Raw genomic sequence first — 19,920 nt, 5'->3', positions numbered from 1 at the left:
GGGGTGGTCCGGCGTTCCGGGAAGAGGACCTCGACGAGCGCTATCGGCACGCTGATGCTCCAGACCGTGTGGAGGGTGAGCACGAACAGCGTCCACGGGAGGGCGCTCCCGAGCGGCGGCAGAAAGCCGTAGTCGAGAAGGTTTTCGCCGAGGTAGCCGGGATTGAAGAGCGACTGGGTGATGATGCCTTCTTCCAGAACGGCGTACGCAAGGGCCAGCACGATCATCCCCGGCCAGCCTCTGCCGGTCCGCCGGACAACCTCCCTGATCAGGAGCGCCCCACCGCCGTACATCGGCGCCAGCACGATAAGGGCGGGGAGCATGGTGATGGCGAGGTTGCCGAGCAGGAACTCGGCAACGAGCGGGGCGAGGAAGAAGAGTATGGCTGCGGGAGCGATACGGCTAAAGAAGCTCCCGATCGAATGTCGGGTTCTATCAGCTGCATTCGTCGATTCTGCGGCGGACATGATTCTACTGGTTCGATCGCCCGCAGTGACTTAAGCCCTTCTGGGACCGGGTCTTCGGGCACACCGGGACCGGGCCGGCGTCGTTCCCATAAAAACCGCGATCACTGCCCCTATCCGGAATTGGGTGGCGAACGATCGCCGGGCTCCAGGGCGCCCGGACGACCCCGCCGGCCTGGATTCTCAATACGTCCTGACGTTCAGCCCGGGAACCCGGGTGAAGTGGCGGTCCCGGGTGACGATCTCGCCGTCGCCTGCGAGCGTGATTGCCGCGATCACCTCGTCGAAGTCTCCGATTGGATTGCCGTTTCCCCGAAGTTCGGCAGCGAGTGCGCCGAAGATCCGGTAGGTCTCGTCCGTGACGGGAAGTTCGATCAGCGCCTGGATGATTGCTTCGACTGCCCGAATGTTCTCCTGTGCCGATCCCGAGAGGTAGGCTCCCCGGTAGAGTTCGAGGATGTTGATCGCCGTGGTCGCAAGGGGCAGCCTTTCTCGCTCCATCGCCTCAAGCGTTTTCATCGCCTCCGGGTCGTGCCGGATCAGGTCGACGAGCAGAGACGTATCAAGCGTCGGCATCGAAGTCGACCTCTCGCATCGAAGCCTTCCGCATCTCGCGTGAGGCTTCCTCGACCGAGTCGGCCAGCGCGGGGTTCGGCCCGAACTCCTTGAGGATCTCGGAGAGTTTCTTCTTTTTCGGGGTATACTTCAGGATCACTTCGGAAAAACTCATGTTCGAGGGGCCTTTTAACCGGGAGAGCCTCTCGTATGCGTCGTCGCTGATGCTGATCGTCCTGGTTCCCATGACTGTTTATGTGTATGTGCATGTATTTAGGTTCTTTCGCGTCGAGATCTCATTCCTCATAGGACGGTCGGCGCTCCGGCCATGCACCGGAGTGAACGGACGGGCCGGGGGGTTGAGCCGGGGCCCCCCAGCCCGCTGCTGTCTCCGGACGCCTGCTATCCGTACCCGAACCGGCGATCATAGCCGGTATGGTCCAGCCACTCGATGATGATCGCGATGGTATCCCCATCGCTGGCCACGGTGTACATTAGTCTCCAGGACCGGGAGAGATTGTACTTCCAGAGGTTCGTTATCGGCGGGTATCATTGCAGGTAGATCTTCGGGATCTGCCTCTTCGGAACCTGCGTGCCGCAAAACACGTTGGCGGATATTGCCGTGATGGCTTTGTCGAGCAGGGCGGCCAGTTCTCGTTCCCCCGTGTGGGGCGAGACCTTCAGGGCTTCGAAGGCCTCCTTTACCTTTGCGTCTGCGAAATAGATCGCGGCCTTCATCTGATCCGCAGATCCTCGCGGGCCCGATACCACCGGACAAGGTCGGGATCATGGATCCAGCATACCTTCCCCTGTGCGTCGATGGCGATCTTATTTGATTCCAGGAGGTATTCGATGATTGTCTTGAACGTCTGGTACATAACCTTCCGCGGCAGGCGTTCCCAGAGCGCCCGGCGGCGGTATTCGCCGCTGTGCTCCCGGATGAAGTTCTCGACCATTCTGATGGTGTCGAGTGTGGGGGAATGAGCGGATCCGGCGCTTGCAGACATGGTGGCAGGGTTGTTGTATGAAGATATAACAAACGGATCCGGCCGCGGTCGTAACGTCCTTGCGGGTCGCCCGCTCTCCCGGTGCTGCTCCCTGGACCCTATCTCCGGGATTGCGGGGCACGGAGCGAGAGGATGGAAATCGACTGCACAATCTGGTATGCTGGCTTTAGAATGTGCTGCAAAGGCAATTAGACTGTAAAACTGTTTCAGAACAGAATGCTGCTATGGGGATTTGAACCCCAGTCGTCGGCGTGAAAGGCCGACATGATTGGCCCCTACACTATAGCAGCATGAGGAATGTTGCCATACAACTTCGATGCCGGAAGATAAAAAAGTTGTGCCGGGGAGTCCGGGCCGGCCGGCCCTGTCCCTCTCACTCGTAGATCGGGGTGCCTTCCTTCTGGGTGGCGGCCTTGTAGGCTGCCATCAGCTGGCGGGTGATGGGGCCTGGCTTGCCGTTCCCGATGATACGGCCGTCGATCTCGCGGATCGGCCCGACTTCAGCCGCGGTTCCCGTGACGAAGACCTCGTCGGCCGAGTAGAGGTCGAAGTAGCCGAGGTTCCGCTCGACGATGGTGAGCCCCATCGAGGCCGCGAGTTCCAGCACGACCAGGCGGGTGACGCCGCGCAGGTTGTTTAAGGTCGGCGGGGTGATGATCGTGCCGTTCTTGACGACGAAGATGTTGTCCCCCGAGCCCTCGGAGACGTTGCCCTTGGTGTCGAAGAAGATCGCCTCGTCGACGCCGCGGTAGTTCGCCTCGATCTTCGCGAGGATGTTGTTTAAGTAGTTGAGGCTCTTGACGTTCGGCGGCATCGACTCCGGGGGAGTGCGCCGGACGGAGACGCAGACTGCACGGAGTCCCTTCTCGTAGAGGTCGCCGTACATCGCGCCCCAGGTGACGGCGATGACGATGACGGTCGCTTTCGGGCACTTCCGGGGGTCGAGGCCGAGGTCGCCCCTGCCGCGGGTGACGATCGGGCGGATATAGGCGTCCTTTAAGTTGTTCTTCCGGAGCGTCTCCTTGATCGCCTCGGCCATCTCCTCTTTTGTGATCGGAACGGCAAGGTCGATCGTCTTTGCCGAGTCGTAGAGCCGTGCGAGATGCTCGTCAAGACGGAAGACCCTTCCGTTATAGGCGCGTATCCCCTCGAAAACGCCGTCGCCGTAGAGGAGGCCGTGGTCAAAGACCGAGACCTTCGCCTCCTCTTCCGGGACGTATCTGCCGTCAAGGTAAATGATCATGTACCAAGTGTGGTATCGATTCGTTTGTATGTTTTGCGTTTCATGCTCCCGGCGGCGCGACGGCGACCGGTACACGGCCAGGGCATGGAGAGCCTCTCAAGACGGCCATGTCCCTGCCCGCGCCCCGTCAGCCCCGGCAGCAGTCCACAAAGTGGGCGAGCATCCCGCGGCTCGTCACCGGGTGGAGGTGGGTGTAACTCCCGACCGTCCGGTCCCGGACCGCACCGTCAAGCCCGTCCCGGATCCCGCTCCCCCGGCTCAGCCGGTAAGCGTAGCGGGTCTCCGGCGCGAGGCGGACGCTGCTATAGTGAAACTCGTGGCCGCGGAACACCGCCTCGCCCACGGGACTTCCCGCAGCGCTCGTCCCGACGACGTAGCCGAGCATCCGGCGGCCCGGCATCCGGGTCTCACCTGAAAAGACACCGGCGAGGTCGTAAACTCGCTCCTCGCCGGCGTCCATGAACCCCCGGTCAAGGACCATCCGGTCGGTGAGGTAGATGAGCCCCCCGCACTCCGCGTAGATGGGGGTGCCGTTTCGCGAGACCTCAAAAAGTCCTTCCCGCATCGCGGTGTTCGCTTCGAGTTCCGGGCCGAAGAGCTCCGGGTAGCCGCCGCCGAGGATGTAGCCGTCAGCCTCCGGCAGCCGGTCATGGAGCGGGGAGAACGGGACGACCTTCGCCCCACATGACGAAAGCACGTCGAAGAGGTCGGCGTAGTAGAAGTTGAAGGCCTCATCCAGCGCGACGCCGATCCGGACATCCGGGTCGGGGTGCGCCGCATACACGCCGCTCTCCTCCGCTGGCGGCGTGACTTCAAGGGCGAGCCCGAGCAGGGCGTCGCAATCGACGTGCTCGCCGATCATCCGCTTCACCGTCTCGATCCGCGCAAGGAATTCTTCGTGGCCCTGCCCTTCCCGGTAGGGGACGAGGCCGAGGTGGCGCATCGCAAGTTCCATCTCCGCCATCCGGGGAATGGCGCCGACGACCGGTATGCCGCAGTAATGCTCGATCGCCCGGACCGCCTTCTCCTGGTGGCGGGTCCCGGTGACGTTATTCAGGATGACCCCGCGGATATCGACGTCCGGATCGAAGGCTAAAAATCCCTTCACGATCGCCGCCGCGCTCCGGGTGATGCTCCGGGCGTTGATGACCAGAACCACCGGCAGGTTGAGCTGCTTTGCGATCGCGGCGGTGCTCCCGAGGTCCGTGAGCGCCTCCGCGCCCTCAAAGAGCCCCCGCACCCCCTCGACGACGGCGATATCCGCTCCCCGGCAGCCGTGGGCGTAGACCGTCCGGACCTCCTCCGGGCTCATGACGTAGCCGTCCAGGTTCCGGCAGGGCCGGCCCGTCACCCCGGCAAGGTAGGAGGGGTCGATGTAGTCCATCCCGACCTTGAAGGTCTGGACGGCCCGTCCTGCAGAGAGGAGGGCCGAGAGCGCGAGCGTGATGCTCGTCTTCCCGCTCCCGGAGCGGTCGCCGGCGACGAGGAAGGACTTCATCGCATGCTCCGGAGGACCGCCCCGAACTCGCTTGCGACGATATCGCGGACGCCGAGGGTCTTTGGGTGCAGATCGATCTCGACCATGACGTGCCGGTGCCCCATCTCGCGGAGCGGCTCCACCTGCCGGGGGCCGTTCGTGATCGAGAAGACCTCGATGCCCTCCGTATACTCCGGCGGGACGGCGTGCGGAACCCCGACGATGAGGGCGAAGTCCAGGTTGGTCTCGCGAAGGCGCTCCCCGATCGCGGGGCCGTTCGCCCCGTACTCATCGAGCGCCCCGAGGAGTTCGGGGTCGACACCCTGCTCCCGCATACCCTTGAGGATTCGCCCGGCGTCCTCGCGGACCTTCGGAAGGCCGCGGTCGTCGAGGTTCGCCACATACGTGATCGCGGCGTCCGGGCAGGCGTCGTGGAGGGCGATGAGTTCGTCGGCGAACATATACGCGGTCTCTTTCTTCGCGTTCATGATCGCCACCCCAGTGGCGCCGGAATCCGCGAGTTCCACGAGCCGCTGTGCTGCAAGGTGCTTGAGGTCGCCGCGGGAGGGCTCGATGTAGGTCCGGGAGGCCGCCCCACGGAGCCGCTCGACCTCGTTGGCCTTTGCGAGAAGAGAGCGTTGCCGCTCCAGTTCGTCGGCGCTGATCCATCCGGCATCGGCCGCGGGTTCGAGGGTCGCAAGCACGCCGTCGATGTTCTCCCGGAACCCGGCGTGGATATCGACGGCGATCGCCGGGGTCTTTATCCCCGCATCCAGTATTGCGGACGGGAGGTCCTCGCCGATGATCATCGCAACGCACGTCCCGACTACTGCCATCCGCCGGGGCGAGAACTCCTTCTCCGCGTGGCGGAGGACCCGCACGAGGGGGTCGTGCCCACCGAAGATGAACTCATTGTCGGCGAGCGACGTCGTCAGCACCCGCATGCCGTCCTCCTCGAGGAGACGGGCGTGCTTGAACGAGCAGCCCGACGGGCCGTGGAGGATCGCCACGTCCACCCCCAGGTCGCGGGCGGTATAAAGCGCCGCGACGATTGAACTCGGTCTTGGTTGAATGTAGTCCATACTCATCTCCACGTCTTGACGGCGAGGATGATCGCCCCTGCCGGGGTGATGCTCCGGGCGATATCAAGCCCGGCATCAAGCGTCGCCGCTGGATGCCCTTCCCCGACCGGGACCGTCGCCGTCGGATTGACGGCCGCGATCGTCCGGCGGATATCCTCGGGACAGAACCCCTCGCAGACCGCCCGGGCCTCCTCGCCGATGACGAGGGTCAGGGGGCCGCCGCCGGAGAGTTCCCGTGCGTAGCGGGCGGCTTCAATTGTGGTCGCCATGTTCGTCCCGCTGTTTGCGTTATCGACGATCAGGAGGTCTCCTTCCCGCCGGGCCACCATCCGGCCGGGGAGGGCGGAGAACCCCGCAAGGGGGGAGGGATCGATCCCGAGGACGCAGGCGGTCGCGGCCGCAAGCGCGAGAGGCATCCGGTAGCCCGCGAGGGTAGAGAGCGGGTTTGCGAAGGTGCCGGTGACCCCGAACCCGTTGTAGCGGCAGACCGGCCCATCGAACGAGACGATCTCATCGGCCCTGATCCCTCCCGCAAGATCGATCCCCGGCGGGAGGACGGCCGTCCGGGCCCGGGAGAGCAGCCGGCACTTCTCCGTGATAGCCCGTTTCTTCCCTGCCGCGATCGGATAGTCCTCCGCCGAGGTCAGGACCGCCACGTCCCCGGCTCCGGTGACCCCGAGCGACTCCTCCGCAACCAGCCAGCCGCCGATCCGTTCCGCCTCGCGGGCCGCCGGGAGCAGGGATGCGGGGGTGATGCTCTTCTTCCAGAGCAGTTCCCGCTCCGGGTAGCGGTAGGTCCCGGTCGATGTATGGAGGATGCCCGGGCCCGGCAGGAGCGCCGCGAGGGCGTGGCCGGTGGTGGTCTTCCCCCGCGCCCCGGTGATCTCGATGAAGGGATGCGGGAGCCGGTCGCCGAGGATCCGCTGCACCGCCTCGTGGTGCGAGACCGCAGGACCGTGCCGCCGGATGAGCGGGTGGTCCGGGTCGAGGTGGACCGGCGCGGTGACGAGGTCGTAGGTGCGGACGAGCGCCTCATCAACGGGGATGCCGGTCTTCCCGCGGTAGACGTCCACCGCGTCCGCCTCGTGGCCGGCATCCCGGAGCGCCGCGGCGAGGTCCGCCCCGCCGTGTATGGTATCCAGCACCAGGACCCGCATTGTCTTCAGGGCTTCAGTTCGGCGATGGCGTCGGCGGCGTTCTTCAGCATCAGTTCCGCGAGCAGCGGGTCGCTGCCGATGGGGTTTGCGTAGACGAGCGGCACCGTCTTCCCGTTGAGCCGGAACTCGCCCTTCCGCTCCCCCGCGGGGAGGCCGAGGATCTCGGGGATGTCCTGGTTGATGTGAACGCCTTTCGCGAGGAAGAGCGGGACGACGACGAGCATATCGATATCTTCCTTGCGGAACGCCTCGAGCTGCTCCTCCACCGTCGGGGTGTTGAGGCTCATGAACCCGGGCCTGACGATGTAGTCGTCGGACTTCTCAGCGATGAGGGCCGCGGTCGTCTCGATCAGCTCCTTATTGTACGGGAGCTTGCTGCCGTGCCCCACCAGTAACATTCCTTTCATACTCATATGTTACATGGTAATACGATAGGCTATTAAAATAATTACCGATTGTTTTTAAGGCCCGGGTTCAAGATCTATCTGATGGCAAATTTCGAATGGGAGATCACCCATTGCATCAACCGGTTTTTCGCTCGCCGCAAGATGCAGGGGTTCGCCTACCGGCTCAAGCAGAGCATGTTCAACACCCAGTACGTCGACGTCCTCGTCGACTCTCTCGACCCCCGCTACTACCTTGCCATCGAGTGCAAGTCGATATCGAGCAAGAAACTCTACTTCTCCCAGCACTTTCACGCCGACAAGAACAACGTCCATCAGGTCGACTCGATCACCGATTTCATCCGGAGGACCGGGCGGCGGGGGTTCCTTGCCGTCGAGTTCCGGTTCGGTGCGGGGAGGCCGAAGGAGGCATACCTCATGCCCTGGGATAGGGTGCTTGAGCACTACGGGACCACTCCCGGGATCCCCATCGACGATTTCCGGCTCTGCTGTGCGCTCACCCGCTCCAACGGTGAGTATGATCTCGGGGCGGATACAAATCAATATCCTCTCTCACCACCAACACCTGAAGAATCATGATGGAAGCATATGATCGTTTTGAGCTCCTCATAAACGATCGTGTCGTGAAAACACCGGTGGCAATCGCATCCATGGCCGGGATTGTGGATGCTGCCTACGTTCTTGAGCGGGCGGCTCATGTCGGGGCCGCCTTCATCGGCGGCTACTCCATCGACGGCCCCACCCTTGACGCGAGCCGGAAGATGGCCGCGGAGGGCCGCAACGAGTTCCTGTATGGTGATCCCATCGAGGCGCTGGAGCGGGAGATCGATGCCCTGAAACAGAGCGGCGTTGTCACAGGCATCAACCTCCGGGGGAGCACGCCTGCTGCATACGCCGAGGTCGCCGCTGCGTTTGAGGCCCGCGTGGTCTACGAGATCGACGCCCATTGCCGGCAGCCTGCGATGCTTGAGGCGGGGTGCGGGGAGTACCTCCTCAAGAACCCGGCAAAACTCGTCGAGACCATCCGGGCCTTGAAAGCGGAGGACGTCACCGTCTCGGTGAAGATGCGTGCCGGTGTCGCAAACGATGCCGGTCTTGCCCGCACCGTCTGGAAGGCGGGGGCGGATATCCTCCACGTCGACCTGATGGACTTCGGGCACGCGAGGCTCCGCCAGATCCGCAACGCCTCTCCCCTGACGCTGATAGCAAACAACTCCATCACCACGTTTGATAAGGCGATGGACGCCTTCTCCCACGGGGCGGACCTCGTCTCGCTTGCCCGGCAGTCGGACCTCTGGACGCTTGCCGGCCTCGATGCCGCCATCACCCGGTCCGCCGAAGAGAGCGGCTGGTACAACGCCCCCAAACAGCTCTGCCGCGGCGGCGATATCCGGGCGCTTGCCTTCTGCTGCATGCCGGTGAAGGCCTGTCCGCTCATCCCGGCCCTCCAGAAGATCGGGCTCTCCCGGGACGAGTACCTGAAACTCAAGCAGGAAGCGGTGAAGGGAACTCCGCTCGACGACGGGAGGAGCACGTGTTTCGGGAGCCTTGCCTGGTGCTGCAAGATCAGCTCGCCCTGCATGTTCCGGAACATGACGCTTGAGAGCAAAGGCCTCCCGGCGCGGGAGTACATGCGCTGCAAGCACCGTCTCGCCGACCAGATCATGCACAGGATATTCGATGAAGAAGAATCCGCCGACGAATCGAGCTGAACGGGCGCAGTTTGCGATGATGCTTGAGGTCTGCGCCTACCCGAAACCCGGGAACGTGGACCGGTGCCATGACTACGCGGATACCCGCCTTGAGCACTTCCTCGCCTCGACGATCCTTGCGCGGCCTGTCTTTGATGCGGCCGAGAAGACCGGCGGCCGGGTCGGGAGCCTGATCCGCGAGGCGGTCATGGCGACGAACGCCCACTCCGGGGGAAACACCCACTTCGGGGCGTTCATCCTTCTGGTTCCCCTTGTCCTCGGGGGAGATATCGAGGGGGCGCGGCGGGTCGTCGCGGAGACGGATATCGAGGACGCAATCGATTTTTATGCGGCGTTCGGCCTCACGGAGGTCCGGATGGGGAAGAGCGACGACCTGGACGTGAACGACCCGGCCTCGGTCGCCGCGATCCGGGAGCGGGGGATGACCCTCGCCGATATCATGGCCTACTCGGCGCCCCGGGATATGGTCGCCCGGGAGTGGACGAACGGATTTGCCCTGACTCGCCGGTGTGCGGACCTGCTTCACGCGCACGGCCCCGGCCGACAGGCGATCGTCGCGGCGTTCCTCGACCTCCTTGCGACCGAGCCGGACACCTTCATCGCAAAGAAGCACGGGATGGAGACGGCCGAGCGGACGATGCGGTGCGCGGCCGATGTGCTCGCCGGAGGGCGGGACCTTGGGGCGTTCGATGCGGAGTGCGTCCGGGAGGGGATTAACCCGGGCTCGATCGCCGATATCACCATCGCCGGGATCTACGTGGCCCTCGGGGAGGGGTGGCAGTGGGACTCCTGACTGAGGGGATCAACGAGGTGATCGCGACCACCGGCCAGAACGCTGCTCCGATGGGGATAATCAACCGGAACGGCTCCCTGCACATGGTACTCTTCCGGGGGAGCCATACGGCGAGAAACGTCGCCCGCGACCGTTTTGTGGTGGCGAACTTCGTCTTTGACCCTGTGATCTACGTCCGGACAGCGTTTGAAGACCTCCCTCCCGGGGCCTTCGTCCGGGAGGAGATCGACGGGAGGGTCGTCTGCCGTCTCCGCGACGCGGAGGCCTGGGCCGCGTTTGCCGCGGACGTCGAGCGGTCGAGCGAGGAGGCGATCACCGTCCGGCTCGTCCCGATGCACGAGGAGGTGCTCGAACTCCGGCTGCACCCGGTGAATCGGGGCTTTGCCAGCATCGTCGACGCGACGGTCCATGCCACGCGCTACGTCAAGACCCGCGATCCCTGGCTCGGGCGGCTGATCGAGCACCATGCCGGCCTCGCCCGGAAGTGCGGCGGCCCCCGGGAGTGGGAAGCGCTCGAACTCCTCAACCGGTATATCGGCGACCTGACCGGTGAGTGACCGTTCTCCGGGTTTCATACCGGGCCGGCATGGAGGGACGGTTCTTTGTTCCCTCATTCCATTAATTCTGCAATATAATAATCCATATATAGAATAACATACCACGAAGGGCGCTTACAGGAAGGTGCCTGGTATGGCGAAGATATTTGAGACGTTAAAGAGTGATGGAAGGTTCAGCCGGCTGGTCGAGATCATTCAGACCCTCGGTGAGGATACGATGCTGCAGGGTGAGGGACCGATGACGTTCTTCGCCCCGGTCGACTCGGCATGGGACGCGATCCCTGAGCCGAACCGGTCGATGATCTTGAATGATAAGCAGATGCTCTCGCATCTCATCGACTTCTTCACGGTCCGCAAGCACGCGTACACGCTCGACGAACTGCTTGGAAAGAATGTCGTCGAGACCGTCGAGGGGAACTCCATCATGGTCCGGCGGACCGAGAAGGGTACGCAGGTGGATGAGGCCGTCGTGCTCGAGGGAGACCTGAAGGCGGATAACGGCATCGTCCACGCCCTTGACAGCGTTCCCTTCGTGACCCTCTCGCAGGCGTTTGAGGCCTACTCGGCAGCGAGCAAGTGAGCCTGGAGGGGGATCGCGGCCAATCCCATCTTTTTTTACCGGGTGCTCCCGGAGCCCGGTGAGCCAATCCTTATATACGGCGGCGGGTATGGGGCTGGCCATGACGAACATCGTCACAGCCCTGCGGGAGGACGGGCGTTTTTCAACATTCCTCAAGGCGATGGATGCTGCCGGGATCACGAACATCCTGAGTGTGGAGGGGCCGTTCACGGTCTTTGCCCCGACAGACAGCGCGTTTGCGGGCATCCCTGAGAACTTTCTCGAAGATATCATGCGCGACCAGGAGCGGGCCACCGATCTCCTCACCGCCCACATTGTGCCGGAGCGCCTGACCGGCTACGACCTGATGGGGCGGGGATCGGTAGAGACCCTTCAGGGGAGCAGCATCCGGGTTGACGCCTCTGCCGACCGGATCTACGTGGACGACGCTTACGTCGTCTCCAGAGACATCGACTGCTCGAACGGCGTCATTCACGCGATCGATACCGTCCTGCTCCCGGAGCAGGCGGAGGCCATCCCGGCCTGAGAGGGGGGATTGGTCTTATGGGGCCATCTCGTACGCCGGAGCGGCTCCCGGAACCCCTATCTGTCCCGGGTTATTATGGATGCAATTATATATATCCCTGAAACGGATCCCGGAGTCCATCTGGAGGATGATTCATGAAGAGTATCTTTGAGACCGCCCGGCAAGACGACCGGTTGAGCACCTCTGTCCGGATGGTGCAGGCCGGGGGGATGGCAGACACCCTCCGCGGGGAAGGGGAGTATACGGCGTTCTTCCCGACGAACGAGGCGTATTCGGGGTTTCCCGGGGAGGTGCTGGACGCAGTCCTGGATGACCGGGAGCGGCTTGCATGGATGATCGAGTACCATGTGGTCCAGGGCAAACTCACCATGCACGAGCTGGCACAGATGGAGGCGATCGAGACCCTCCAGGGGGATTATCTGGACGTCACGGGGCCTCCCGGGGCGGTACGGCTGAACAATGCCACCATCGTCCAGCCCGACATCGACTGCACAAACGGCATCTACCACATCATCGACCGGGTGCTCCTGCCGCGTGCGGTCGAGGCGCGGGTGATGAGGTCGATATAGTCCGGAATGCGCCTGCCCCGGCCTGACAGCTCCTGATGACCGGCCCCCGGAGCCGTGCGGAGCCACCCGTAGTATTATATACTCCACCCCCTCCACCCCCGGCGGGAGATGGTTTGTGTGAAGAGTATCCTTGAGACTCTGCGGGAATCGGGAATGTTTGTCACGTTTCTGGACCTCGTGCAGGCGGCCGGCCTGGAAGGGAGGCTGAGCACCGAAGGGCCGTATACGCTCTTTGTCCCGAACGACGATGCGTTCCGGTCAGTATCCCCCTCGGAACTCGACGCAATCCGGGGAAACGCCGATCGGCTCACCGATGTCCTGAACTACCACATCGTCCCGGGGGTGCATTCGATGATAGACCTCCTCGGGATACGGACCCTGCGGTCGCTTGAGGGAGAGGACCTGACCGTGGAGATCGCACCGGAGGGGGTGCTGGTCAACAACGTCCCGGTCGTGGAGTCCGATGCCTGGTGCACCAACGGGATCTGCCACGCGGTCTACACGCTGCTCCTGCCCCCCGTTGCCAGGACGGCTGCCGTATAGGGTGGATCCCGGGCGATCCCGGATGAGCCCCGGGCGAATATATAAATAATCCGGCAGAGAGTGGGGGAGCAGTATGAAGAGCATCATCGAAACCTTAGAAGACTCTGAGAACCTCACCGTGTTTCTCGAACTCCTCCGGATCGCGGGCATGGAACCGATGCTCCGCGAGAGAGGCCCGTTCACGGTCTTTGTCCCGACGGACGAGGCGTTCTCAAGGGTGCAGAAGGACCGGATGGATGAACTCCGGCAGGACGCGGACAAGCTCCTCCTGATCATGAGTTACCATGTGGTGCCGGGACAGTTCACCTCGGAAGACCTCCGGGGTCTCGCCGCCGTCAGGTCGAGTATCGGGACGGACATCATCCTGCGGTCGTCCGACCGGGGGATCACCGTCAACAGTGTCCCGATCGTCGAGGCCGACGCGTTCTGCACGAACGGCATCTGCCATGCCATCGCCTCCGCGCTTGTCCCGCCGACGATCGATATCGTCGCGCCCTGACCGGATTTCGCGCTCTTACGGCAGGCGGAACCGCCCGTCGGCGCGGGCGATCCCGACGGCAACAAGAGCGCTCTTCTCTTTATCCTTGATCTCGAGCATGATGTCGATATCCGTCGGCGCGGTCTGGCTGAGAAACTGCGAAAAGAGCGCGGGATCCAGGCTCTCGGCATGCCGGCCCTTCCGCCCGCCGGGCATCTGGGTGCTGTAATCGATCATGGGGATGCCGTCGTCCGGCCGCCAGGTCGCGCCGGACCGCGCCACCGCTTCGGCCACCCCCTCCCCGGAGTGGTTGACGGTGTGGTGGAAGACGTCGAAGAGAACCGGGATGTCGGTCTCCTCGTGGATGCGGAGGCAGTCGGTCAGGGTGTAACGGGAGTCGTCGTTCTCGACGACCAGCCGGCGGAGGATGCTCTCGTCGAGGCGCGAGTACTCGCGGGAGAACCGCTCCATCGAGGCCTCCCGGTCGCCGTAGACCCCGCCGACGTGGATCTGGATCTTCGCCGTCCGGTCAAGGTGCATGGCGTCGAGGACCGCGGCGTGGTAGCGGAGTTCCGCGACGCTCCGTCCGATAATCTCCGGGTCTTTGGCGTTGATGATGACGAACTGGTCCGGGTGCATGGAGACCCGCATATTGTGCTCTCTTATGAACCGGCCGATATCCGAGAACTCGCCGGCAAAGGTCTCCTGCCACGGGGCGGTGCAGATCGGGTGCGACCCGAACGGGACGAGGTCGGAGGTGATCCGGAAGAAGAGGATCTCCGCTTCAAGGTTGAAGCGGAGGATCGCGTCAAGGCAGCGGAGGTTCTCGTTGAGGGTCGCTTCCAGCCGCTCGCAGGAGTAGGAGGCGAGCCGGAACGTGCGACCTGAGGAGCAGCCGATGCTCCGGTTGATGCACGGGTAGCCGATCTTCATGCCTCGCGGGAGTGGCGCCCCCCGGGTATCAACCTTTACCTGCAGGTGTAGGTGCCCTCGCTCTCGGCGACGAACCCCTCCCGCGCGAGGTCGGCGAGGATCCGTCTTACACGGCCGGGGTCTTCCCCGGTCCGGGCTGCCGCCTCCGCCTCCGTGACCGAGCCCTCTTTGAGGATGAGCGCGAGCAGCCTTCCGCGGACCTGCCGGTCGGAGCCTTCGAACCTGCTCTGCCGGGTATACGACGCGCTCCGCCGGTTCGGGTTCGCGGTTCGCTTTTTTAAGACCGTGCCGTAGTCCATTAACGCGCTATACCACTCCCGCGGGTTTTCACGGTGGAGCGCCCGCTCGACGAGCGGGAGGATCTCGTCGTCCCGGACCCCCTCGCGGTCCTGGAAGAAGAAATGGATGAAGACCCGCCGGATGTTCGTCTCGATGTAGACGACCGGCATGTTGAAGGCATATGCGCAAATGGCAGCCGCGGTCGCCTTCCCTATGCCGGGGAAGGTCGCGAGCGTCTCGACGTCCGCCGGGAGCCGGCCGCCGTACTCCTCCACGACACGCTCCGCGGTCCTCTGGAGCGCGATTGCCCGGCGGTTGTAGCCCATGCCCTGCCAGGCGAGGAGCACCTCGCTCTTCGGCGCGCGGGCAAGGGTCTCGAAGTCGGGGAACCGGGCGAGGAACTCGCTATACTTCACGGCGACCCGCTCGACTTGCGTCTGCTGGAGCATGATCTCGGAGACGAGGATCCGGTAGGGGTCGGTGGTCTGCCGCCAGGGGAGGTCGCGGCCGTGGGCGCGGAAGTGCGAGAGGATGAGGTCGCAAAAGAGGGCGATGGTCTCCGGGGTCGCCCCGTGGGCCCGGGTCTCTTTGAGGATTCGCTGTTCGAGGTCGTTCTGGTCGGGGTCGAGGCTGCCGATCACGGTATCCGGTTTGTCAGACACGGGGAAATAGGTTGGGCGGGAGGTCTCCCCCTCAAAGGCCTTCGGCCTTCTCGTGCTCCGCTCCTTCGGAGCATCGCACCTCACACCTAACGGTGCTCAAGCTCCGCTCCTTCGGAGCATCGCACTCCCCGTCAGCCCCACCCCCAGACGCGATACTCACTGGAAAGCCGTGTATGGGTCCGGGGTAGCTGAACTCCGGTTGCCCGGAAACATACCCGGTTTTGGGGGTGGTAACTGGTGGTTGCACCCCTTCTCTATTCTTCCTCCCGCGCCCGCATCACCGTGAGCCGGATCCCTGCCCCGTTGTCGATGTCGAACGTCCGCACATCCCCGTGGGCCCGGCAGAACTCCTGGAGGTCGAGCATATGGGTGAGCCCCGCCGCCGCTGCCTCGTTCTGGACAAGGTCGAGCGGGGGCTCCAGCAGCGGCCGGGGCAGGAAGACGACGCACTTTGCCCGGCTCCTGGTCAGCGAGACGTTCAGACGGTTTTTGCTGTAGATGAACTCGGCCTCCGAGAGAGCGGTCTCGACGTCGCTCACCCCGTAACTGACGATTGCACACTCCGCCTCCTGCCCCTGCATCTTATCGACGGTGTCCACGAACGGCGGGTAAGCCCAGGGCCGCATCCCGGCAAGAAGGCCCCGGATGGCGCCGATCTGGGCATGGTGCGGGCTGACGATGAAGAGCCCGTGCCGCCAGAAGCGGTAGTCCCCGTCATCCGTCGCGGGATAGGGGCCGCCTGATCGGGGGTCGATGAGCCGCTTCCGGAGTTCCCCGGCCAGCCGGGCGACCAGGCCCGCCTCGATCGGGTTCTCCACCGTCGTCCTGACGCCCTCGAGGATGCAGAGGACGAGCGGGTATGCCGGGTCGAGGACCCACCCGGCCCACTCCTCCCCCGGCGAACCCGGGGTCAGGGCGATCCGCTGCGCTGCGATCGCATCGGTCGCGGGGACGTAGCCGGTGCCGTAGAGGGTCTCTGCCGCGAACCGTGAGAGGGTCCGGTTCATCCGCCAGTTCTCCTGGAGCTGGCAGGTGTAGGTGGGACGATCGGGGTCGTCGCGGTGCCGGAGGTACGCAAAGACGGAGTCTTCAAGTCCGGGGAGGCCGTCCTCCGGCACCGGGTAGGCCCCCTGGACGACCGGGGGGAGCTGCAGGTCGTCCCCCGCGAGGACGAGCCGTCCATCCGCGCCGAGCAGCGGGAGGACCATCGCGAGTTCCGCCGGCCGCATCTGCGAGGCTTCGTCGACGATCAGGAGGTCAAGGGACGGGAGGGATTTCTCCAGTCTCGCGAAACTGTGTACCGTCCCGCCGAGGAGGAGGGACGGGTAGCCGACGACGGTCTCGGCCCGGTCGTGGGCCAGCACCTCGAGGCTCCGTTCCCCCCCGGGGGTGTGGATGCTCCTCAGTTTGTAGATGGGCAGTCCTGCGACGAGATCGAACTCCCCGACGGACTCCTGCACCTTGACGAGCAGGTTCTCGACGGCCGCGTGGGTGAACGCCGCGACACCAACCCGGATCCGCTCCCCGTGCGCTCTGCGGGCTTTGACGAGCGAGAGGATGACATTCGCGAGAAAATGCGTCTTCCCGGTCCCGGGCGGCCCCCAGACGAGGGTCAGCCGGTTTGCCATCACGTGGGAGAACGCTCTCTCCTGGCTCTGCGTGAACCCGGCATCCCGGGCGAGCCGTGCTGCATCGGCGATGACCCCTTCCGGCTCGGCGATCGGTGCCGCGAAACCCCGCGGGTCGCGGAGGAGGCGGATGAACGCGTTCTCCGGCTGCTCGTCCAGGGCAAGGAGGCGATCGACGTACCGCGGCGTGACGAAGTCGGTGAACCGGGGGTGCAGCACCGCGAGGTCGCCCTCGGAGAAGGGCGGGTGCTCCCGGGGATACGTCACCTCCAGGACAAGCCCCCTGATCTGCCCGGCCTTTCGGTCGGCGATGGTGTCCCGGACCCGGGCGAAGGAGACCCCGCTCTTCCCGGGGTTGGGGCTGTTCCTGTAGCGGAGGTCGTCAAACGCGAGCTGCGCCTCTTCGCCCGCATCGCCGTCCGGCACCAGGAGGTAACTGAACGCCTGCGACTGCTCGAAGGTTGCAAGGTCGAGGGGCGCGAGCACCTTCCAGAAGTTCCCCTCGCTCTTCCTGACCGGGATGCTGATGCCGTCCCGGACCCGGACCGGCTGCGGCCTGCTTCGCAGTTCCCGGACCTTTCGGGCTCCCAGGGTCGATTCGTACTCCGCGATGAAGAGGAGGCGCGATACCTCCGGTGTCGCGGCATCCCAGGGGCGCGGGAACCGGAAGTTCTCCGGCCACCGCACGAGGCCGTCCCGAACGCGTTCGCGGAGCCCGTCGAGGACGCTCCCCGCGGCGAGGAGGCGGCGCGAGACCTCCTGCCCGACCCAGTCCGCCGCCTCCGGCCTCTTCCCGTGCCAGGCCATGATGATGGCGTCGCTCTTGAGTGCGTTGGTCTGCTCGTTCCAGAAGAGGCTGTTCGGGTTGAGTTGATACGCGAAACGGGAGGAAGGGATGGCCGCGAGGACCTCCGGGAGACGGAGGGTGAACGGGACGGGGAGGGCAAGCAGCCGCCGGATCTCCCGCGTGAGGACGACGAGCGGGAAGGAGACCGATTTGCTCGGGTGGCTGGACCGGAGGGCGATGCCGGGGTCCTGGTAGTAGAACCGCAACCTCAAAGCATCCTCCGCGGTTTCGGGGTCCTGGATCGCGGTATCAAGCAGCCGCGTGAAGAGGTCCTCTTCGTAGGAGTCGTAGACGTAGGTCTGCACCGACTTCTGGTCGGTCGGTTCCCGGCCCGGGTTGTACCCGTCGACGGCCGCAAGTTCCGCGGCGAGTGCGCGGATGAACTCTCGCTGCACCCGGGTGCAGTCGTCGGGGTTTTCGGCGACGTAGACCGCTTCGCGTGAGGGCGTCTCGTAGACCGCCCTGCCCTTGCTCCGGCGGAACCCGAGGGCGTATATCTGGCCCAAGACGGGGTCTTTCTGGAGCGTCAGGATGATGCTGATATCCTCGTAGACCGGGAGGGCAAGGGAGGTCGCGGTCCCCCGGACGACCTCTCCTGTCTGGAGCGCCCGGACGGTTGCCCCGAGACGGTCGCCCTGGCCGGCGAGCGACCCGCAGGCGTCGAGGCAGTGGTCGCCTGCCGGGGCTGCAAGGAGCCGCGCGAGATCAGGGAGGGTGTTGATGGAGAGATCGGAAGTCCACGGGGCTTCGCGGAGGTAGCGCCTCCCGACGGACGAGAGGCCGGGGATCTGGGAGACGGAGGCCGAGGTCTCCGCCTCGTGCCGGCAGTGCGGGTAGAATTCGCAGGACTCGCACCGCGCGGTGATATGCCAGGGCACGTTCTCCAGCGGGGTGGTCAGGATGCCCGGGAGGCGGTGGCGGAGGAATTCCTCGACCACCCGTATGTTGAGGTGGAGATCGAAGGGTTCCGGCTCGTCCCTGCCGGAGAGCCAGATCCCTGCGCGGTCAAGGTCGACCGGGAGGTCGATGCCGAGCAGGTCGAGGGCGTGATCGAGGATGAGCGCGTAGAGGGTGGCCTGGATCCGGTGGCTGATGCTGAGTTCCTCGCTTGCCTTGATGTCGATGACCGAGAGGAGTGGCGGCGCGCCGCAGCCCCCTTCACCCAGTCTGATGAGATCGGGGCGGCAGGGGGAGAACCGGTATACGCCCGGATCGAGGCCGTAACTCTTCAGGAAGTGGACCGAGACCGGGATGGTCGCCTGGTAGATCGCCTCCCCCGGGGAGAGTTGGGGGAGGAGGTCGAAACTCTCTTCGATGGAGAACGACCGGTCGGTGAGGGGGCCCGTCCCGCCCGGGAGCCGCACTCTACCCGCGAGGTTTGTGCGGATCACCTCCTCCTCCCACCGTATGCCCGCGTCCAGGAGGGCCCGGGTCACCGGGCTCCGGGCAACCGTGACTGCCGGGATGCCGGCCGCCGCGCGCTCCTGCTCCGGGGTCGCATGGTAGCGGAGGTAGCGCTCGCAGTCGTGGTAGAAGAACCAGCCGATGAGCGACGGGCTGAGGTTGAAGCGGGGCATGGGTGATCGTCTGAGTGTGGGGTTCTCCCCCTGGTTGTGCCTCTCTGTTTGCGCGGCCGTGAGAAAACTCTTGTTATCTGTGGCGTTTTATCAGTTCTGCGCGGGATGCACGCCGGCTGTTTGAGCGGTCTGTACCAGGTACGATGGCCACTCTTGCGCTCTGGAGCATGGTGCAGGTGGCCGTTATGGGGATCAGGGTTCTGTAAGAAGGGGTAGTTGCGATACTGGTCCGGCGCTCCCGAGAATAATCATTATATACAAGCACCTCCAACATTGTTCCCCACATGGGTGAGTGGATCGATCGGGCATGCGCCCGGGTCGATCCTGCCACCGTTCCGGAGATTTCAGGTAAATCTCCGGGATTGGTTCAAGCACAGGAACATAATGTTTATATGCATGTAAGTGCAACATTATGTCCTGCACGGGTGAACCGGGTTCCGGTCGCAACTCTGCGTTCTGGCCAGGGCCCGGGTATGGGGGCAGAAATTCTCAGGGAATTTCTGCTTCGAGACCTGAAGCAGGAGCATAATGTTTATATGCAATGAAGAACAAACATTATTTCCTGCGCAGGTGAAATGGTTCGACCTGGTTCGGGTCGACTCGCCTGTAATCAAGGGAATGAAGGTTCGAGGTTCTCGCCTCGAATCCGATGCAGGAAAGCAAATGTTTAAATAGTTACAAGATAAACATTGTCTTCCTGTTTGATGGAGAATCAACACGACCGCGCCGTGACGCGGGTTGGTTCTGACGTTGGCATTGGCAATGCGGAAATTTGTTCAGTAACCGCTAATTCCTCCCAAGTTTAGTAGTGTGCATTACTTCCAAATTCTGGTTGATCCTGCCAGAG

23 protein-coding genes and 1 tRNA gene are annotated in these 19,920 nt (G+C 64.0%); 10 read left to right on the top strand and 14 right to left on the bottom strand.

The features are described from left to right. The 11 genes from QZ650_RS02250 to cfbA all read right to left on the bottom strand — a co-directional run. The coding region (locus QZ650_RS02250; RefSeq protein ID WP_292522448.1) for a hypothetical protein at positions 1–467 on the bottom strand (467 nt) is incomplete at its 3' end. A 180-nt stretch (positions 468–647) separates the two neighbouring features. Continuing rightward, positions 648–1,040, bottom strand: a complete 393-nt coding sequence (locus tag QZ650_RS02245; protein WP_292519447.1) for a type II toxin-antitoxin system VapC family toxin — start codon at positions 1,038–1,040, stop codon at positions 648–650. Further along, positions 1,027–1,266 carry an antitoxin VapB family protein gene (locus tag QZ650_RS02240; protein WP_292519445.1) on the bottom strand — a complete coding sequence of 80 codons (240 nt, stop codon included), beginning with the start codon at positions 1,264–1,266 and terminating at the stop codon, positions 1,027–1,029. The genes QZ650_RS02245 and QZ650_RS02240 overlap by 14 nt, the downstream gene beginning before the upstream one ends. A gap of 302 nt (positions 1,267–1,568) precedes the next feature. Beyond that, positions 1,569–1,757 (bottom strand): hypothetical protein, encoded by a 189-nt coding sequence (locus QZ650_RS02235; protein ID WP_292519443.1) that lies wholly within the window; start codon positions 1,755–1,757, stop codon positions 1,569–1,571. Continuing rightward, positions 1,754–2,026, bottom strand: coding sequence for a hypothetical protein (locus tag QZ650_RS02230; RefSeq protein WP_292519441.1), 273 nt, complete (start codon positions 2,024–2,026; stop codon positions 1,754–1,756). The genes QZ650_RS02235 and QZ650_RS02230 overlap by 4 nt, the downstream gene beginning before the upstream one ends. A gap of 217 nt (positions 2,027–2,243) precedes the next feature. After that, positions 2,244–2,316: transfer RNA gene (locus tag QZ650_RS02225), tRNA-Glu, on the bottom strand. Between the two features lie 83 nt (positions 2,317–2,399). Beyond that, positions 2,400–3,269 (bottom strand): branched-chain-amino-acid transaminase, encoded by an 870-nt coding sequence (ilvE, locus tag QZ650_RS02220; protein ID WP_292519439.1) that lies wholly within the window; start codon positions 3,267–3,269, stop codon positions 2,400–2,402. Between the two features lie 127 nt (positions 3,270–3,396). Continuing rightward, positions 3,397–4,767, bottom strand: coding sequence for a Ni-sirohydrochlorin a,c-diamide synthase (gene cfbB / locus QZ650_RS02215; protein ID WP_292519438.1), 1,371 nt, complete (start codon positions 4,765–4,767; stop codon positions 3,397–3,399). Continuing rightward, positions 4,764–5,828 (bottom strand): Ni-sirohydrochlorin a,c-diamide reductive cyclase catalytic subunit, encoded by a 1,065-nt coding sequence (gene cfbD / locus QZ650_RS02210; protein ID WP_292519436.1) that lies wholly within the window; start codon positions 5,826–5,828, stop codon positions 4,764–4,766. The genes cfbB and cfbD overlap by 4 nt, the downstream gene beginning before the upstream one ends. A 2-nt stretch (positions 5,829–5,830) precedes the next feature. Beyond that, positions 5,831–6,973, bottom strand: coding sequence for a coenzyme F430 synthase (gene cfbE / locus QZ650_RS02205; RefSeq protein WP_292519434.1), 1,143 nt, complete (start codon positions 6,971–6,973; stop codon positions 5,831–5,833). Positions 6,974–6,990: 17 nt separating this feature from the next. Next, positions 6,991–7,398, bottom strand: coding sequence for a sirohydrochlorin nickelochelatase (cfbA, locus tag QZ650_RS02200; protein WP_292519432.1), 408 nt, complete (start codon positions 7,396–7,398; stop codon positions 6,991–6,993). A 75-nt stretch (positions 7,399–7,473) separates the two neighbouring features. Here cfbA and QZ650_RS02195 point away from each other — a divergent pair, with 75 nt between their 5' ends. The 9 genes from QZ650_RS02195 (at position 7,474) to QZ650_RS02155 (ending at position 13,168) form a co-directional block, all read left to right on the top strand. Then, positions 7,474–7,968: a Holliday junction resolvase gene (locus QZ650_RS02195; RefSeq protein WP_292519430.1), complete on the top strand. Its 495-nt coding sequence runs from the start codon at positions 7,474–7,476 to the stop codon at positions 7,966–7,968. Further along, the gene (locus QZ650_RS02190) at positions 7,965–9,101 is read left to right on the top strand and encodes a methanogenesis marker 9 domain-containing protein (RefSeq protein WP_292519428.1); all 1,137 of its coding nucleotides are present in this window, start codon (positions 7,965–7,967) and stop codon (positions 9,099–9,101) included. The genes QZ650_RS02195 and QZ650_RS02190 overlap by 4 nt, the downstream gene beginning before the upstream one ends. Then, positions 9,070–9,894: a triphosphoribosyl-dephospho-CoA synthase gene (locus QZ650_RS02185; protein ID WP_292519426.1), complete on the top strand. Its 825-nt coding sequence runs from the start codon at positions 9,070–9,072 to the stop codon at positions 9,892–9,894. Before QZ650_RS02190 ends, QZ650_RS02185 begins: the two co-directional genes overlap by 32 nt. Then, entirely contained in the window at positions 9,882–10,451 is a 570-nt protein-coding gene (locus tag QZ650_RS02180) for a DUF447 domain-containing protein (protein ID WP_292519424.1), read from the top strand. The genes QZ650_RS02185 and QZ650_RS02180 overlap by 13 nt, the downstream gene beginning before the upstream one ends. 133 nt (positions 10,452–10,584) lie before the next feature. After that, a complete protein-coding gene (locus QZ650_RS02175; protein ID WP_292519422.1) occupies positions 10,585–11,031 on the top strand; it encodes a fasciclin domain-containing protein in 447 nt (148 codons plus the stop codon). A gap of 100 nt (positions 11,032–11,131) precedes the next feature. Beyond that, positions 11,132–11,557 (top strand): fasciclin domain-containing protein, encoded by a 426-nt coding sequence (locus QZ650_RS02170; protein WP_292519420.1) that lies wholly within the window; start codon positions 11,132–11,134, stop codon positions 11,555–11,557. Positions 11,558–11,691: 134 nt separating this feature from the next. Further along, positions 11,692–12,126 carry a fasciclin domain-containing protein gene (locus QZ650_RS02165; RefSeq protein ID WP_292519418.1) on the top strand — a complete coding sequence of 145 codons (435 nt, stop codon included), beginning with the start codon at positions 11,692–11,694 and terminating at the stop codon, positions 12,124–12,126. 117 nt (positions 12,127–12,243) lie between these two features. After that, a complete protein-coding gene (locus tag QZ650_RS02160) occupies positions 12,244–12,669 on the top strand; it encodes a fasciclin domain-containing protein (RefSeq protein ID WP_292519416.1) in 426 nt (141 codons plus the stop codon). Positions 12,670–12,742: 73 nt separating this feature from the next. Continuing rightward, entirely contained in the window at positions 12,743–13,168 is a 426-nt protein-coding gene (locus QZ650_RS02155) for a fasciclin domain-containing protein (protein WP_292519415.1), read from the top strand. A 15-nt stretch (positions 13,169–13,183) separates the two neighbouring features. Here the strand turns inward: QZ650_RS02155 and uvsE are convergent, their stop codons facing one another. The 3 genes from uvsE to QZ650_RS02140 form a co-directional block, all read right to left on the bottom strand. Next, positions 13,184–14,080, bottom strand: coding sequence for a UV DNA damage repair endonuclease UvsE (uvsE, locus tag QZ650_RS02150; protein WP_292519412.1), 897 nt, complete (start codon positions 14,078–14,080; stop codon positions 13,184–13,186). Positions 14,081–14,115: 35 nt separating this feature from the next. After that, positions 14,116–15,021 carry an A/G-specific adenine glycosylase gene (locus tag QZ650_RS02145; RefSeq protein ID WP_292519410.1) on the bottom strand — a complete coding sequence of 302 codons (906 nt, stop codon included), beginning with the start codon at positions 15,019–15,021 and terminating at the stop codon, positions 14,116–14,118. Between the two features lie 254 nt (positions 15,022–15,275). Beyond that, positions 15,276–19,073: an AAA domain-containing protein gene (locus QZ650_RS02140; RefSeq protein WP_292519408.1), complete on the bottom strand. Its 3,798-nt coding sequence runs from the start codon at positions 19,071–19,073 to the stop codon at positions 15,276–15,278. Positions 19,074–19,357: 284 nt separating this feature from the next. Here QZ650_RS02140 and QZ650_RS02135 point away from each other — a divergent pair, with 284 nt between their 5' ends. Further along, the gene (locus QZ650_RS02135; RefSeq protein WP_292519406.1) at positions 19,358–19,618 is read left to right on the top strand and encodes a hypothetical protein; all 261 of its coding nucleotides are present in this window, start codon (positions 19,358–19,360) and stop codon (positions 19,616–19,618) included. Positions 19,619–19,920: the final 302 nt, after the last annotated feature.

This window comes from Methanoculleus sp. (assembly GCF_020696975.1).
Taxonomy (GTDB): Archaea; Halobacteriota; Methanomicrobia; order Methanomicrobiales; family Methanoculleaceae; genus Methanoculleus.
This window is presented reverse-complemented; position numbering and strand designations above follow the sequence as displayed.